The sequence below is a fragment of the Micromonospora sp. NPDC047670 genome, from assembly GCF_043204915.1.
Classification (GTDB): Bacteria; Actinomycetota; Actinomycetes; order Mycobacteriales; family Micromonosporaceae; genus Micromonospora.
Genome location: NZ_JBIDDA010000013.1, coordinates 151740 through 165974, shown reverse-complemented (window position 1 = coordinate 165974; position 14235 = coordinate 151740). Strand labels below are relative to the sequence as shown.

The following is a 14235-nucleotide window of genomic DNA, read 5'->3' as shown; positions in this document are numbered from 1 at the left end:
CCCGTCGGCGGTGTGACACCGGACACTATCCACGGCCGTCGACGACAGTCAACACCCTGTCGAGTGCCGTCGACAGGGTGTTGATCCGGGGTAGAGTCAGCGGCCATGACGCCCGCCCGTACGGCCGCCGGGAACGCCACCGCGCGCGGACGGCGCGCGGCGCGCTCCGCCGGGGACGAACGCGAGGTGGCGATCCTGGCCACCGCCGAGCGGCTGCTGCGCCAGCGGCCCGTCGCCGACATCTCCGTCGACGACCTGGCGCGCGGCGCCGGCATCTCCCGACCCACCTTCTACTTCTACTTCCCGTCCAAGGACGCGGTGCTGCTGACGCTGCTGGACCGGGTCACCGAGGAGGCCGACGCCGCGGCCGGGGACGTGCTGGAGCGGCTGGCCGAGGACCCGCGGGCGCGCTGGCGGGAGCTGATCGACCGGTTCCACGAGACGTTCGGCGCGCACCGGGCGGTGGTGCTGGCCTGCGCCCAGGTGCGCGGCACCAACGCCGAGGTGCGCCGGCTCTGGGCGAGCGTGCTGGAGCGCTGGGTGCACGCGATCGAGACCGCGATCGAGGCCGAGCGTCGCCGCGGCGCGGCGCCCGACGGCGTGCCCGCCCGCGACCTGGCCATCGCGCTGAACTCGATGAACGAGCGCGTCTGGTACGCCACGTTCGCCGGCGACGGGCCGGCCGTGGCCGAGCGGGACGTGGTCGACGTGCTGCTCGACGTCTGGCTGGCCGCGATCTACCACAGCACCGCTCCCCCGCCGGCCTGACCCGCCGCGGCGCCCGCGCCGGGAAGCCGAACGCGACGTCCGATCGCCGCCAGCATCGGCCCCGGCGGTGCCGCAGAGTCGGGGTCGGGGCCGCCACCGCGGCCCCGCTCGACGGTGAGAGGTGGAGAAGGTGCACGTGGTTCCCGGTCTGAAGGTGCTCTACTTCGGGACGCCGGTGGTGCTGGTCAGCTCGCGCAATCCCGACGGCACGGCGAACCTCGCGCCGATGTCGTCGGCGTGGTGGCTGGGGCAGCAGGCCATGCTCGGGCTCGGCAACAGCGGCCGGACCACCGCCAACCTGCTGCGCGAACGCGAGTGCGTACTCAACCTGCCCTCCTCGGCGATGGTCGACGCGGTCGACCGGATCGCGCTCACCACCGGCCGGCCGGACGTCCCGGAGCACAAGGTGCGGCAGGGTTACCGGTACGAGCCGGACAAGTTCGCCCTGGCCGGGCTGACCGCGCAGCCCTCGGAGCTGGTCCGGGCGCCCCGGGTCGCGGAGTGCCCGGTCCAGCTCGAGTGCCGGGTGATCGCGGCCCACCCGCTCGCCGGGGCCGACGTGCAGGCCACCGCCTTCCAGGTCGAGGTGCTGCGCACGTACGTCGAGGAGGAGCTGGTCATCCCCGGGACGAGCTACGTGGACCCGGTGCGCTGGGACCCGCTGATCATGAAGTTCTGCGAGTTCTTCGGCGGCGGGCACAACGTGCACCCGTCCCGGCTCGCCGAGGGCTGGCAGATGCCCCACCGGCTCGGCGTCGCCGCCGGCTGACCGCCGGGGGCCCAGCCGAGCGCCGGCCGGGACTCCACAGGGGAGGCCGCCGGGGACCCCACGTGTCGTCCCGTTGTGCCACCCTGGGGGCGACCGCCCGCGTCACCGGAGGTGATGGCCACGTTACGACTGTGCGAACTCGTCGCCGTGCCCGACACCGCGCCGGTGACCCTCGACGTCGCCGCCGGCGCGTCGGCCGCGCTGGTGGCCGACGCGCCCGTCGGCACCGCCGTCGCCCGTGTGGTGGCCGGGCTGGCCGCGCCGATCGCCGGTCAGGTGCTGGTCGGCGGCCGGGACGTCACCGCCCTGCCGCCGCCGCGCCGCCGGATCGCCTACGTCCCGGCCGGCGGCGCGCTGCTGCCCCACCTGACCGTGCGCCGCAACATCGCCTACGGCCAGCGCCGGCGGGAGCGGGTGCGGGAGGTCGCCGACGACTGGACGGCAACGGTGGTCGACCGGCTGGAGCTGGCGCCGACCCTGGCGTTGCGGCCGCACCTGCTGTCGGAGGCGCAGCGGTTCCGGGTGGCACTGGCGCGGGCGGTCGCCTGCCTGCCCGAGGTGCTGGTCATCGACCTGCCGCGCGGGCCGGCCGGCGGCGGGCGGCTCACCGACCTGGTCGGGCGGCTGTCCCCGCCGGACACTCCGGGCGCGGCCGTGCTGGTGTGCACGGCCGATCCGGGCGCGCTGGCCGACGTGCCGGTCGCCGCCGAGGTGCTCGGTTGACCCCGGCGGTGCGGTTGCGCCGCCGCGCCCTGCTGCGGGCCGCCGCGACGGCGGGCGCGACCGCCCTCGCCGGCTGTTCCCGGGCGGAGCCGTCGGTCCAGGTCGCGGTGGTGTGGAGCGGTGGGGAGCTGGCCCGGTTCCGCGAGGTGGTGGCCGGCTACGGCGGCGGCGTGCAGGTGATCAGCGCCGGCAACGACATCGACGCGTTCCTGCGTGCCCGCCAGCTTGCCGGCACCAGCCCCGACGTGGCGATCCTGCCCCGCTCGGGCCTGGTGGTGGAGTACGCCCGGCGCGGCTGGCTGCGCGAGCTCACCCCGGCCGCCAGCTACGCCCTGCCGCCCAACATGACCGACCTGCTCTCCGCCGACGGGCGGCGCTACGGCGTCTGGGTGAAGGCGGCCCACAAGTCGCTGTTCTGGTACTTCCCGTCGATGCTGCCCGAGCCGCCGCGGACGTGGGACCAGCTGGTCACGCTCACCCGGCGGCTCGGCGCGCGGGCCCGGACGGGCGACGGCCCGGCCCCGTTGGCCGTCGGCGCGGCCGACGGCTGGGTGCTCACCGACTGGTTCGAGAACGTGCTCGCCGACGTGGCCCCGCCCGGCTTCTACGAGGCGCTGGCCCACGGCGAGGCCGACTGGCGGGCCCGGCCGGTGCACGCCGCGCTGGACCGGCTCGCCGAGCTGTGGAGCGTCGCCGGCGCGTTCCCCGGCGGCGGCCGCCGCGCCCTGCTCACCCAGTACGAGGAGTCGGTGATCCAGCTGGTCCACCACCGGCGGGCCACGATGCTCTTCGAGGCCGACTTCGTCGACGACGTCGGCCGGCGGTTCCGCCGGGGCCCGGAGCGGCCGGAGACGTTCCGGTTCCCGGGCGCCCGGGTGGTCGGCGGTCCGCTGGTCGTCGGCGGCGACGCGGCCGTGGCCTTCGCCGGCTCGGCCCGCGGCGCGGAGCTGGTGCGCTGGCTCAGCGACGGCTCCGCGTTCCAGCCGTGGCTGCGCGCCGGCGGCTACCTCTCCCCCAACGTGTCCGTTCCGCTGGCGGACTACCACGACCCGGTCCGCCGCCGTCTCGCCGCCGAGCTGCGCACGGCCGAGGCGGTGCGCTTCGACCTGTCCGACCGGCTTCCCGGCCCGTTCACCGGCTCCGACGGGGTGGGCATCTGGCGGATCATGCAGGACTTCTTCGCCGACGTCACCGACGGGGTCGCGGCCGGCGAGGCGGCCCGGCGGGCCACCGGTCAGCTCGCGACGGCGGCCCGCTCGGCGGGGAGCGGCCGGTGAGCCGCGTGCTGGGCGAGCTGGCGGTCCTCGACGACGTCGGGCCACCCCGCCGCGGGCGGGCCTACCCGGCCGCGGGGGCCACCTCGGCGCTGCTGCTGCCCGCCCTGCTGCTGCTCGGCGGGCTGGTGGCGTGGCCGGTGCTGCGTACGCTGCACGCCAGCGTCACCACCGACGGCCGGTGGGTCGGCGCGGAGCACTACCGCGCCGCGCTGGCCGCGCCCGGCACCGGCGCGGTCGTGGGGCGCACGGTGCTCTGGGCGCTGGTCGTGCCCGCGGTGGTGACCGTGCTGGGCTACCTGCTCGCCGCCGCCTCGCGCCGCTCCCAGGAGGGTGGGCTGGTCCGGCTGATCCTGGTGGTGCCGACGGCGCTGCCGCTGGTGGTCACCGGCGTCACCTTCCGGCTGGTGTACGACCCGGACCCGCAGCGCGGCCTGGCCACCCTGGTCGCCGCGAGGCTGACCGGCCGGTCGGCGGCGGACGCGCCGCACCTGCTCGGTCCCGGCCTGGTCACGGTGGCGCTGATGTCGGCGTTCGTGTGGGCCTGGGTCGGGCTGGCCGTGCTGGTGTTCCGGGCCGCCCTCGACGCCGTCCCGCCGAGCCTCGCCGACGCGGTGCGCGCCTACGGCGGCAACCGCCGCGACGTGCTCTGGGACGCGCAGTGGCGGCCGCTGCTGCTGCGTACGGTCGCGGTGGTCTTCACCCTGGTGGCGCTCGGCACCGCCCGGACGTTCGACCTGATCCTGGTGCTGGCGCCCGGCTCGGTGCGCGACGAGGCGTCGGTGCTGGCGCTGCGGGTCTGGCAGACCTCGAACGGCGCCACCACCGGCGAGGGCGCCGCGCTCGGGGTGGTCTGGCTGGTGGCGGTGGCCGCCGGCATGCTGGTCGCGGCGCTGTTCGTGCGGCAGGGGTGGCCGCCGCCGCGGGATTCCACGCCCGTCGGGCCCGATCCGGCGATGCCGACGCCGCGCCGGTCGACCCGGCTGCTCGCCGCGGGCGCGGCGATCGCCTGGCTGGTGCCGCTGGGGGTGCTGCTCGCCACCTCGCTGCACGGCACGGTGGACGCGGCGGCCCGGGGCTGGTGGGCGAGCCCGCCGAGCCTCGCCTCCTACCGGGAACTGCTCACCGGCGTCGAGCTGTGGCGCACCCTGGGCTTCACGCTGGTGCTGGCGACCGTGGTGACCGCCGCGGTGCTGGCCGTCGCGCTGCTCGCCGCGTACCCCCTCGCCTGGTTGACGGGGCCCGCCGCCCAGGGCACCGGCCTGCTGCTGATGGCCGCCAGCATCGTGCCCGTGCAGGTGATCGCCGGGCCCGTCAACGAGGTGCTCGGGGTGGCGCTGTCCTCGGGCACGGCGCGCGGCCTGGCGCTGGTGCACGTCGCGCTGGGGGTGCCGTTCGCCGTGCTGGTGCTGCGCAACGCCTTCGCCGACCTGCCCGCCGAGCAGGTACGGGCGGCCCGGGTGGGCGGACGCCACTGGTGGAGCACGCTGCGGCTGCTCGCGCGGCACAACCGCCCGGCCGTCGTCGCCGTCGCGGTGCTGGAGTTCGTGCAGGTGTGGAACGACCTGGTGGTGGGCCTGCTGTTCAGCGGCCCGGGGGCGGTGCCGCTCGGGCTGTTCCTCGCCGGCCAGACCCGGGGCTTCGTGGCCAACAGCGGGGCCCTCGCCGCCGGCTCGGTGATCGCCTCGATCCTGCCGGTCCTGCTGGTGGTGCTGGCCCGCCGCCACCTCGTCGCCGGCCTGGTCGCCGGGGGCGTCCGGTGAGCGGGCAGGAGCCGGCCCACCGCTCCCGTCGGCCGCGACGGCTCAGCCTGCTGCTCGCGGTCGGCGGCGTGGTCGGCGGGACGGTCAGCGCCGTGCTCGGCAACGTCACCGGCAACCTCCTCTCCGAGCTGTCCGTCGCCCAGCTCGGCTCGGCGAGCGCCGGGGTGATCGTGCTCGGCCTCGTCGCCGCCGTCGTCGTGGAGTGGCGCCGCCAGCGGCAGCAGGCGGCCACCCCGGACGACGCCGAGGCCGCACCCGCCGTCGGCGCGCCCACCCTGCCCTGGCCCGCCGGGTTCACCGGGCGGGCCGGACACGTCGACGCGATCATCGACCTGCTGCGGAAGGAGCACGCGGTCGCGGTGGTCGGCCGGCGGGCCGTCGGCACCTCCGCCTGCGCGATCCAGGCCGCCAACCTGTGCCGGGAGGACTTCCCCGACGGCCAGTTCTACCTAGACCTGCGCCGGGGCGGCCGGCCGCACAGCGCCCGGCAGGTGCTCACCGCGCTGGCCCGGATCCTCGGCACCCGGCCGCCGGCGTCAGGCCGCGCCGATGCCCTCGCCGACGCGGCCGACGAGCTGAGCGGCCAGCTCGACGGCCGGGAGATCCTGGTCGTGCTGGACAACGTGGACGATCCCGCCCAGGTCCGGCCGCTGCTGCCGCCGACCGCCCGGGCCTGTCGGCTGCTGCTGGTCGGCACGCCCGCGCTGGACGCCCTGGAGGGGGTGGTGGCGCACGGCCTCGCCGAGCCGGACGCCGACGACGCGGTCGAGCTCTTCGCGGCCGCGGGCGCCGCCGCTCCCGTCGCCCGGCCGCACCGACCGGACCCCCGCACCGACCCGGCCGTACGCGCCCTCGTCGAGCTCTGCGGCCGGCAGCCCCGCACCGTGGCCGAGCTGGGGCGGCGTACGGCCCAGCACGGCTGGCGGCACGCCGACGTGCTCGACGCGTTGCGCCGCGCGGTGGACACGCCCCCGCACCAGCACGTCGCCGCCTCCCCGGCCACCCTGCTGGTGACCGCGCGGGACACCGCGTACCACGCGCTGGGCGGCGAGGCGCGGCGGCTGTGGCGGCTGATGTCGCTCAGCCCGGTGCCGCTGGACCGGCCGACGATCGCGGCGCTCGCCGGCCGCCGCCCGGACCGGGTGGCCGTGCTGCTGCACGAGCTGGCCGCCGGCGGGTTCGTCACCGGCGCGCCCGGCGACCGCTACGAGGTGCGCCCGCTGCTGGCCCCGTACGCCCGGATGCACCTGCGCGACGCGGAGCCGGCGCGGCGGCGGGTGGCCGCGCAGGCCCGGCTCACCCGGCACCTGGCCCGCCGGGCCGAGCGGCACGCGGCGAGCCTCGTGGTGGCCGGCTCGCCGCCCGACCGGGAGCCGACTCTGGCACTGGACGACGACCCGTACGGCTGGTTCGACCTGCACCAGGAGTTGCTGCTGGCCGTGGTGAAGGTGCCGGCGGGCGCCGCGGAGACCCTGCCGCGACGGGTGCGCCGCTGGTGGTTCCGGCTGGCGGTCGCGCTGTGTGGGTGGTTCGCCCACGCGGAGCGGCTCGGCGAGTGGGAGGAGGTGTGCCGCACCGTGCTCGCCACGCCCACGGCCGACGACCGGCCGGAGATCGCCGGCTGGGCGCACAACGAGCTGGGGGTGCTGCGCCGCCGCCGGGGTGACGCGCAGGGAGCGGCGACGGCGCTCAGCCTCGCGGTGGCGCAGCGGGGCCGACGCGGCACCGCCCAGGCCCGGATGAACCTCGGCCTGGTGCTGCTGGACCTGGGGCAGCTCGACGACGCGGTGGAGCACCTGGAACTGTCCCGACGGCACCGCTCCGGCGCGGACCGGGCCGGGCACGCGCTGACCGACCTCGGGATGGGCGCCGCCCGGCTGGCGCGGGGCGAGCTGGAGACCGCGCACCACCACCTGGTCCGGGCGGCGAACGCCTTCCGCGCGCTCGGCGACGCCCGCGGCTACGCGGCGGCGCTGACCAACCTGGTGCTGGTCCACGCCGGGCTCGGCGAGCATCTCGACGCGGCGCAGTCGTGGCGGGCGGCGCTGCGCGAGTACGAGTCCGTGGCCGACCCGACGAACCGGGCCGTCGCGTTGCTCAACGCCGGGGCGGCGCTGCTGGCCTCCGCGCCGGGCCAGGCGCGGCAGGCGTACGAGATGCTGGCGGAGAGCCGACGGCTGCGCGACGGACGGCCGACGGCGGGGCTGGGGCGCACGCTGCTGCACCTGGGCGACGCGGCGGCGGCCCTGGGCGACCCCGCCGAGGCGCGGCGGCACTGGGCGGACGCGGCCACGGTGTGTGAGGAGGCGCGCGACGCCGACGGCCAGGCCGCGGCGGACGCCCGCCTCGTCGGCGGCCTCGCCCCCGGCGAGGAGAGCAGCGCCTACGCACCCGCTGCGCCGCCACCCGGAGATCACGCGGGCACCTCGACCTCCACCCCGCCTGACTGAGGGCGGTGGTGCGTCGGATACTGGGGCATGCCCCACCGCGGTTCCTGGAGTCCGGCCGGGTTGGCAAGCGTGGTCGACGAGCAGGTGTTCGCCGAGTACGCGCTGTTCGCGCTGCAATCGCAGCACACAGCGGAGGTCGCCTTCGCCCTCGGAGTGCCCAGGGCCGACCGGCTGCTGTCGGCGGGACGCGGTGGCGTGGTGTTCCGCAGTGGTGGACCCGACCACTACGCCGAGGTGCGTGTGGAACTGTGGCCGCTACGGCCTCCCGCCATCGCCGGTGAGTGGGATGAGGTGGACGAGGCGCGGCTTGAGACGTCGGGTACGGAACTGCGGCTGGCCTCGCCCACCGCCTGGGTGGGCGACCACCCCGTGTTGCTGCCGGCTCCCGGCCGGTACCGGGTTCGTGCGGCTGTGGCAGGCCGAGAAGCGGCACGTGCCCGCGGGGGTTCAGGTCCCCCGTACCCGTCCGGTCTTGAGCGCTGGCTTGTTCAGCTCTGGCCCGCCTGAGCACGACGCGAGTACACCCGGACGACACCCCCGGCCGACGAGCGCGTGCGGCTGGCCGGCAACGCCACCGCCGCCGGCCGGCGGAGATGTTCACCTCCCAGGGCTGCAACAGCTGCCCGCCCGCCGAGGACGTGCTGTCCGAGATCGACCGCGACGCCCGGGAGCGGGGGAAGCCCGTCTACGCGCTCGGTTTCCACGTCGACTACTGGGACCACCTGGGCTGGGCAGACCCGTTCGGCGCCGAGGCGCCGCCGTGAGCGTCTTCCCGACGAGCTGTACCAGACGCCGAGGAGCTGGGCGGAGCGGGCGTATCCCAATCTGATCCACTACAACCGGCTCGACAGGGGTGGGCACTTCGCCGCCTGGGAGCAGCCGCAACTGCTGTCGGAAGAGCGCCGCGCCGCGTTCCGGTCGCTGCGTTAGCCGCCGACCCGCACCTGCGCGCCCACCTCGATCGGCGGGTCCGGACAGCTTACCTCCGAGCTGTCCGGACCCGCCGATCGACACGCCTTCACTTAGGGCTTGACCTAACCTTTGTCCGCCCGCATACTTAGGTACATGCCTAAGCGATCTGGTGACGGAGCTGGGGAGGTCGGCGCGGAGCTGGACGACGTCTTCCACGCGCTGTCGGACCCCACCCGCCGCCGGGTCGTCGAACGCCTCAGCCAGGGGCCGGCGACGACCAGCGAGCTGGCCGGCCCGTTCGACATGGCACTGCCGTCGTTCACCCAGCACCTGCGCGTCCTCGAGCGCGCCGGGCTGGTGACGTCGGAGAAGCAGGGACGGGTGCGCACCTACCGGCTCGCGCCCGAGCCGCTCGACCGCGTGGACACCTGGCTCGCCGGGCGGCGCGCACTGTGGACCCGGCGCCTCGATCAACTGGACGCACTTCTCTACGACCTGAAGGAGCAGCAGAAATGACCGCGTACACCCCGGACCCGAAGCTCGACCTCGTCCTGGAGCGCACCGTCGACGTCGCGCCCGAGCTGGTCTGGAAGGCCTGGACCACGCCCGAGCTGCTCGTGAAGTGGTTCGCCCCGAAGCCCTGGTCGACCTCGTCCTGCGAGATCGACCTGCGCCCCGGCGGCAGGTTCCACACCGTCATGCGCTCGCCGGAGGGCGAGGAGTACCCGAGCACCGGCTGCATCCTGGTGGCCGAGGAGAACAGGACGCTGGTCTTCACCTCCGCGCTGGGCCCCGACTTCCGTCCCCAGCCCGCCGGGGACGACTTCGCGTTCACCGCGGTGGTCAGTCTGGAGCCGGCCGGCAACGGCACGAAGTACACCGCCACGGCGATCCACGCCGACGCCGCGGCGAAGAAGTCGCACGAGGAGATGGGCTTCGTCGAGGGCTGGGGCGCGGCGCTGGACCAACTGGTCGAGGTCACGAAGGCCCTCTGACGGACGCGACGGGCGGGTGACCGGCAGGCCGGTCACCCGCCCCCGCACCGCGACGGCGACGACGCCTTTCCTACTAGCCGGGCCGAGGCGGCACCGCGCCGGCCGGCCAGCACGGCGGCGAGCACGCCCACGCCCTCCTCGATGTCCGACACCGTGTTGGCCGCGTAGCCGAGGACCAGCCCCGGCGGGTGCGGGCGCTGGCAGTGCCACGACAGCGGCTGCACCTTCACCCCGCGCTCCAACGCGGCCGCCGCCACCTCCGTGTCCGCCACCGTGCCGTCCAGCGTGACCGTCAGGTGCAGCCCGGCCGCCGCCCCCTGCACCGTCGCCCCCGGCACGTTCCGGACGATGGCGGCGACCATCGCGTCGCGCCGCCGCACGTGCCGTCGCCGCAGCAGCCGCAGCTGCCGCTCCAGCGCGCCCGAGGCCATCAGCTCGGCCAGCACCAGTTGCGGCAGCACCGCGTTGCCCAGGTCGGCGTTGCGTTTGGCGTCGACCACCGCGTCGCGGTGGCGCGGCGGAACCAGCAGCCAGCCGATCCGCAGGGCCGGCGCGAGCAACTTCGACACGCTGCCGGCGTAGCAGACGTGGTCGGGCAGCATGGCGCGCAGGGCGGGCACCGGGGGTCGGTCGTAGCGATGCTCGGCGTCGTAGTCGTCCTCGATGACCAGCCCGCCGGCCCGGGCCCACGCCGCGAGCTGGCGGCGACGGTCGCCGTCGAGGACCACCCCGGTCGGGAACTGGTGTGCCGGGGTCACCATCACCGCCGGCGCGCCGCTCGCGGCCAGCTCGTCGACCCGCAGTCCCGCGGCGTCGACCGCCACCGGCGGGGTGGTGACGCGCCAGTTGTTCAGGTGTTGCCGCACGCCGAGCGAGCCCGGGTCCTCCACGGCGACGGTGTCGACGCCGTGCGGGCGTAGGGCCTGGGCCAGCAGCCCCAGCGCCTGGGAGACGCCCGTCGTCACGATCACCTCGGCGGGGTCGACGGCGATTCCCCGGCTGCGGGCCAGCCAGGCCGCGACGGCCCGCCGCAGCGCGGGCGCGCCACGCGGGTCGCCGTAGCCGAAGTCCGGCGCGGCAAGGTGTCGCAGCACGGTCCGCTCGGCGCGCAGCCAGTCCGCCCGGGGAAAGGCCGCCAGATCGGGTACGCCGGGCGTGAGGTCGATCCGCGCGGGCGCCGTGCGCACGGCGTCGAAGATCCCGGTGCCCGGCGCGGGCGGGAAGAGCGCCGCCGGCGGGGGCGCGGCGGCCGGGCCCGGCGGCGCGGGCGCTGCCGCCGGCGCGGCCACGACCACGGTGCCCGCGCGCCCCCGGCCGGCGACGTGGCCGTCCTCCACCATCCGCTGGTACGCCTCCACGACGACGCCCCGGGAGACGCCGAGGTCGGCGGCGAGCACCCGGGTGGCGGGCAGGCGACCGCCGACGGGAAGCCGTCCGTCGGCGACGGCCCGCCGGAGCTGGTCGGCGAGCCAGTCGGCGCGGCGACCGGGCGGCGCGTCCGCGATGTCGAGGTGCAGGAAGTCCGACCCGGCGGTTATGGACCGGTCGGATGAGTCTGGTTTGGCTCTGCTCACCGGACCATCCTGGCAGCAGAGTGGGAGGCGTCGCCACACCCGCCCAACTCCCCGAGAGGACGACGATGACCGTCGCTTTCCTGATCACCTCGCTCGTCGTGGCCGCCACCCCCGGCACCGGCACGCTCTACACGCTCGCCGCCGGGTTGAGCCGGGGTGCCCGCGCGGGGCTGCTCGCCGCCGCCGGCTGCACGCTGGGGGTCGCCCCGCACCTGGCGGCGGCCGTCACCGGCCTGGCCGCGCTGCTGCGCTCCAACGCGGCGGCGTTCCAGGTGCTCAAGTACGTCGGGGTCGCCTACCTGCTCTACCTGGCGTGGGTGACGTGGCGGGACCGGAGCGGGTTCACGGTCGACGCGCCGGAGCCCGCACCGTCGGCCGCCCGGGTGATCGGGGTGGCGGTGCTGTCGAATCTGCTCAACCCGAAGCTGACCCTCTTCTTCGTCGCGTTCCTGCCGCAGTTCGTCCGCGCGGACGAGCCGGACCAGGTCACCCGGATGCTCGGGCTGGGCGCGGTGTTCATGCTGATCACCTTCGCGGTGTTCGCCGCGTACGGGATTCTCGCCGGCACCGTCCGCGACCGGGTGCTGGCCCGGCCGGCGGTCACCCGCTGGCTGCGCCGCGGCTTCGCCGGCTCGTTCGTCGCGCTCGGGCTGCTGCTGGCCCGCGCCGAGGCCTGAGGAGGAGGCGACCGTGTACTTCCAGCACTCCCCCGAGGTCTGGGCCGCACACCCCGGGCTCGTCGCCGGGATCCTGTACGCCGAGGGCGTCGGCGGCCCGCCCCGCGCCGGGCTGCCGCTGGGCGACCTGCACGCGGTGGCCCGGGACCGGCTGTCCGGCGGCACCGAGGCGAGCTTCCCGGAGATCCAGGCATGGCGGCGGGCGTTCTCCCGGATGGGGCTGGCTCCGACGAGGTACCGGTGCGCGGCGGAGTCGCTGCTGCGGCGGCTGCGCACCGAGGGGGGCCTGCCCGAGGTGCATCCGCTGGTCGACCTGGGCAACGCCGTGTCCGCCGCGTACGCCGTCCCGGTCGGCATCCTCGACGTGCCGCGGATCGGCGGCGGAATCGAGGTGCGGCCGGCGCGGGGCGACGAGCGCTACCTGACCTTCGCCGGCGCCGAGGAGCACCCGGACCCGGGCGAGGTGATCTTCGCGGACCCCCGGGGGCGGGCGCACGCCCGGCGCTGGACCAACCGGCAGAGCGGCTGGTCGGCGGTGCGCGAGGACACCGCGACCGTCCTGGTGGTGGTCGAGGCCATGCACGAGGGGGCGGAACGGGACGTGCCCGTCGTGCTCGACGCGATCGGCCGCGAGCTGCGGCGCGGTTGGTCCGCGCCGTGCCGAAGCGCCCTGCTGAGCCCGGCCGCTCCGCGCGTCGAGTTCTGAGCGCCCGGGCTCCGCTCGGAGGGACGGTCAGATGTTCGACGAGTCGGCCGGCACGTCGGCCGGGAGCGGGGGCGCCCCGACCGGCGTGCCCGCCCTCGGCAGGACAGGCCGACCGTGTCCGCCATCGGCATCACCGTGGGAACGTTCTCGCCGCCCATGCCGCCCTGCCGACCCGTCGACGGATCGAGCGTAGCCAGCCCGACCCGAGGGGTGACGGCGACGTGCTGGCCGACCGCGCCCGACGTGACCGAACAGCCGCCGCTCAGCCGCGCGTCAGCTCGGCAACTCGCGCCAGGCCGGGTGATTTCCGCGCCAGGCACCGGCGAGGATGACCGCCGAGGCCCGTCCGGGGCACTCCTGCACCCGGGAGCGGCCGGACGCGCCGCCGATCTGCACCTGTACGTCCCAGCGTTGCCCGTCCGTGCGGATGTACACGTCCCGGCGCCCACGCTGGGACGTGTCGCCGTTCCACCAGTGCTTCTCGACCCTCACCCGCCGACCGTATAGCAATTCGGCCGCGGACGGCACAGCGCCCGCGTCGCCTTTACCGGACCGACACCCTCGACGGGCTCTTCGACACGCCCACGGCGGCACCGGTCAGGCGGACTCCCCCGCCGCCAGGAAGCGGTAGCCGGGCACGGTCTCGGTGAACCAACCGTTCACGCTGGCCAGCCCGCGCTCGTTGAGCTGGGCGTCGTGGATCGGGAACACCCGCTGCGCCCCGGCGGCGCGGGCGAAGTCGATCGCCTCGGTGAGCTTCAACCAGGACGCCTGGGCCGGGACGAGCAGGGTCCGCACCGGCCGGTCCGGCGGGTGCAGCGAGTCCCCCGGGTGGTAGACCTCGTCGGCGACGAGGTAGCCCAGGTTGGCGCAGTCGGGCCGGCCACCGTGGATGCTGGCGTGCCGGCCGCCGAGCGCCGTCACGGCGAGGCCCGCGGCGGTGAACCGCTGCCCGGCGCGCACCCGGGTCACGGGCAGCGGGACCAGGTCGGGCAGCGCCGCGCCCTCGGGCGCGAAGACCGGCACCCCGAGGCCGGCCAGCCGGAGCACGTCGACGTGGTCGGTGTGCTCGTGGGTGACCAGCACGGCGTCCGCGCCGGCCAGGGCGCGTGGCTCGCTCCACGTGCCGGGATCGATGACCAGCACGCCGCCGTCGTGCTCCAAACGGACGCAGGAGTGGGTGAACTTGGTGATCCGCACCGCCCGACCGTACGTCGGGCGGTGCAAAACCGTCAGCCCTCCCCGACCGCCTGGTCGAACTCGGCGGGGCCGATCTCACCCTCGCGCAGCCGGCGGGCGTTCGCGGCGAACCGGCCGATCGCCCGGCCCCGCGCCGCCGCGCCCGGATCCGGGACACCGTCCGGGTCGAGGTCGGCGCACTCGTCGGCGACCTGCCGGGGATCGTCGGGATCCGGGGCCTCGCCGTGCAGCCGCCGCAGCGCCGCGCGCAGCCGGGCGTCCGCCGCCTCGCTCGTGCCCCACGCCCGGGCCAGCTCGACCGTGCGGCCCAGGGTGTCCTCGCCGGGCTTCTCCTCCCGCAGGGCGGCCCGCATCATCCGGAGGAACCGTACGGTGGTCGCGTCCGCGTCGTCCATGATCATGCCCGCAGGGTAGCGGCAGCCTG

Annotated in this window: 16 protein-coding genes; 12 read left to right on the top strand and 4 right to left on the bottom strand. The window is 76.1% G+C overall.

Annotated features, from left to right (window positions below; genetic code table 11):
- Nucleotides 1-105 precede the first annotated feature (105 nt).
- From ACGF7U_RS26000 to ACGF7U_RS25955, 10 genes are all read left to right on the top strand, one after another.
- Complete coding sequence (locus ACGF7U_RS26000) at nucleotides 106-768, top strand: TetR/AcrR family transcriptional regulator (RefSeq protein WP_393110888.1); 663 nt, start codon at nucleotides 106-108, stop codon at nucleotides 766-768.
- A 130-nt stretch (nucleotides 769-898) separates the two neighbouring features.
- Nucleotides 899-1537 (top strand): flavin reductase family protein, encoded by a 639-nt coding sequence (locus ACGF7U_RS25995; protein ID WP_393110930.1) that lies wholly within the window; start codon nucleotides 899-901, stop codon nucleotides 1535-1537.
- A gap of 114 nt (nucleotides 1538-1651) precedes the next feature.
- Entirely contained in the window at nucleotides 1652-2260 is a 609-nt protein-coding gene (locus ACGF7U_RS25990) for an ATP-binding cassette domain-containing protein (RefSeq protein WP_393110886.1), read from the top strand.
- Nucleotides 2257-3537, top strand: coding sequence for an extracellular solute-binding protein (locus ACGF7U_RS25985; protein WP_393110884.1), 1281 nt, complete (start codon nucleotides 2257-2259; stop codon nucleotides 3535-3537). The genes ACGF7U_RS25990 and ACGF7U_RS25985 overlap by 4 nt, the downstream gene beginning before the upstream one ends.
- On the top strand, nucleotides 3534-5297 hold the full coding sequence (locus ACGF7U_RS25980; protein ID WP_393110882.1) for an ABC transporter permease subunit: 1764 nt from the start codon (nucleotides 3534-3536) through the stop codon (nucleotides 5295-5297). The genes ACGF7U_RS25985 and ACGF7U_RS25980 overlap by 4 nt, the downstream gene beginning before the upstream one ends.
- Nucleotides 5294-7747: a tetratricopeptide repeat protein gene (locus tag ACGF7U_RS25975; protein ID WP_393110880.1), complete on the top strand. Its 2454-nt coding sequence runs from the start codon at nucleotides 5294-5296 to the stop codon at nucleotides 7745-7747. The genes ACGF7U_RS25980 and ACGF7U_RS25975 overlap by 4 nt, the downstream gene beginning before the upstream one ends.
- A 69-nt stretch (nucleotides 7748-7816) precedes the next feature.
- Nucleotides 7817-8254, top strand: coding sequence for a hypothetical protein (locus tag ACGF7U_RS25970; protein ID WP_393110878.1), 438 nt, complete (start codon nucleotides 7817-7819; stop codon nucleotides 8252-8254).
- Between the two features lie 86 nt (nucleotides 8255-8340).
- On the top strand, nucleotides 8341-8511 hold the full coding sequence (locus ACGF7U_RS25965) for a DUF1223 domain-containing protein (RefSeq protein WP_393110876.1): 171 nt from the start codon (nucleotides 8341-8343) through the stop codon (nucleotides 8509-8511).
- A gap of 301 nt (nucleotides 8512-8812) precedes the next feature.
- Complete coding sequence (locus tag ACGF7U_RS25960) at nucleotides 8813-9175, top strand: ArsR/SmtB family transcription factor (protein WP_393110874.1); 363 nt, start codon at nucleotides 8813-8815, stop codon at nucleotides 9173-9175.
- A complete protein-coding gene (locus ACGF7U_RS25955) occupies nucleotides 9172-9654 on the top strand; it encodes an SRPBCC family protein (RefSeq protein WP_393110872.1) in 483 nt (160 codons plus the stop codon). Before ACGF7U_RS25960 ends, ACGF7U_RS25955 begins: the two co-directional genes overlap by 4 nt.
- Nucleotides 9655-9686: 32 nt before the next feature.
- On the opposite strand, the gene ACGF7U_RS25950 is transcribed toward ACGF7U_RS25955, so the two are convergent.
- The gene (locus tag ACGF7U_RS25950) at nucleotides 9687-11228 is read right to left on the bottom strand and encodes a PLP-dependent aminotransferase family protein (RefSeq protein ID WP_393110870.1); all 1542 of its coding nucleotides are present in this window, start codon (nucleotides 11226-11228) and stop codon (nucleotides 9687-9689) included.
- Between the two features lie 65 nt (nucleotides 11229-11293).
- On the opposite strand from ACGF7U_RS25950, the gene ACGF7U_RS25945 reads away from it, so the two are divergent.
- Both ACGF7U_RS25945 and ACGF7U_RS25940 read left to right on the top strand, forming a co-directional pair.
- Nucleotides 11294-11905, top strand: coding sequence for a LysE family translocator (locus tag ACGF7U_RS25945; protein WP_393110868.1), 612 nt, complete (start codon nucleotides 11294-11296; stop codon nucleotides 11903-11905).
- Nucleotides 11906-11918: 13 nt separating this feature from the next.
- The gene (locus tag ACGF7U_RS25940) at nucleotides 11919-12611 is read left to right on the top strand and encodes a B3/4 domain-containing protein (RefSeq protein ID WP_393110866.1); all 693 of its coding nucleotides are present in this window, start codon (nucleotides 11919-11921) and stop codon (nucleotides 12609-12611) included.
- Nucleotides 12612-12884: 273 nt separating this feature from the next.
- Here the strand turns inward: ACGF7U_RS25940 and ACGF7U_RS25935 are convergent, their stop codons facing one another.
- From ACGF7U_RS25935 to ACGF7U_RS25925, 3 genes are all read right to left on the bottom strand, one after another.
- Nucleotides 12885-13103 carry a hypothetical protein gene (locus ACGF7U_RS25935; protein ID WP_393110865.1) on the bottom strand — a complete coding sequence of 73 codons (219 nt, stop codon included), beginning with the start codon at nucleotides 13101-13103 and terminating at the stop codon, nucleotides 12885-12887.
- Nucleotides 13104-13208: 105 nt separating this feature from the next.
- Nucleotides 13209-13811, bottom strand: a complete 603-nt coding sequence (locus tag ACGF7U_RS25930) for an MBL fold metallo-hydrolase (protein ID WP_393110863.1) — start codon at nucleotides 13809-13811, stop codon at nucleotides 13209-13211.
- Nucleotides 13812-13843: 32 nt separating this feature from the next.
- Nucleotides 13844-14212 carry a hypothetical protein gene (locus ACGF7U_RS25925; RefSeq protein WP_393110861.1) on the bottom strand — a complete coding sequence of 123 codons (369 nt, stop codon included), beginning with the start codon at nucleotides 14210-14212 and terminating at the stop codon, nucleotides 13844-13846.
- Nucleotides 14213-14235: the final 23 nt, after the last annotated feature.

Excerpts from the sequence above, each read along its gene's own strand:
- ACGF7U_RS25960 (WP_393110874.1), top strand. The coding sequence starts at position 8,813 with ATGCCTAAGCGATCTGGTGACGGAGCTGGGGAGGTCGGCGCGGAGCTG.
- ACGF7U_RS26000 (WP_393110888.1), top strand. The coding sequence starts at position 106 with ATGACGCCCGCCCGTACGGCCGCCGGGAACGCCACCGCGCGCGGACGG.
- ACGF7U_RS25965 (WP_393110876.1), top strand. The coding sequence starts at position 8,341 with ATGTTCACCTCCCAGGGCTGCAACAGCTGCCCGCCCGCCGAGGACGTG.
- ACGF7U_RS25945 (WP_393110868.1), top strand. The coding sequence starts at position 11,294 with ATGACCGTCGCTTTCCTGATCACCTCGCTCGTCGTGGCCGCCACCCCC.
- ACGF7U_RS25955 (WP_393110872.1), top strand. The coding sequence starts at position 9,172 with ATGACCGCGTACACCCCGGACCCGAAGCTCGACCTCGTCCTGGAGCGC.
- ACGF7U_RS25990 (WP_393110886.1), top strand. The coding sequence starts at position 1,652 with ATGGCCACGTTACGACTGTGCGAACTCGTCGCCGTGCCCGACACCGCG.
- ACGF7U_RS25925 (WP_393110861.1), bottom strand. The coding sequence starts at position 14,212 with ATGATCATGGACGACGCGGACGCGACCACCGTACGGTTCCTCCGGATG.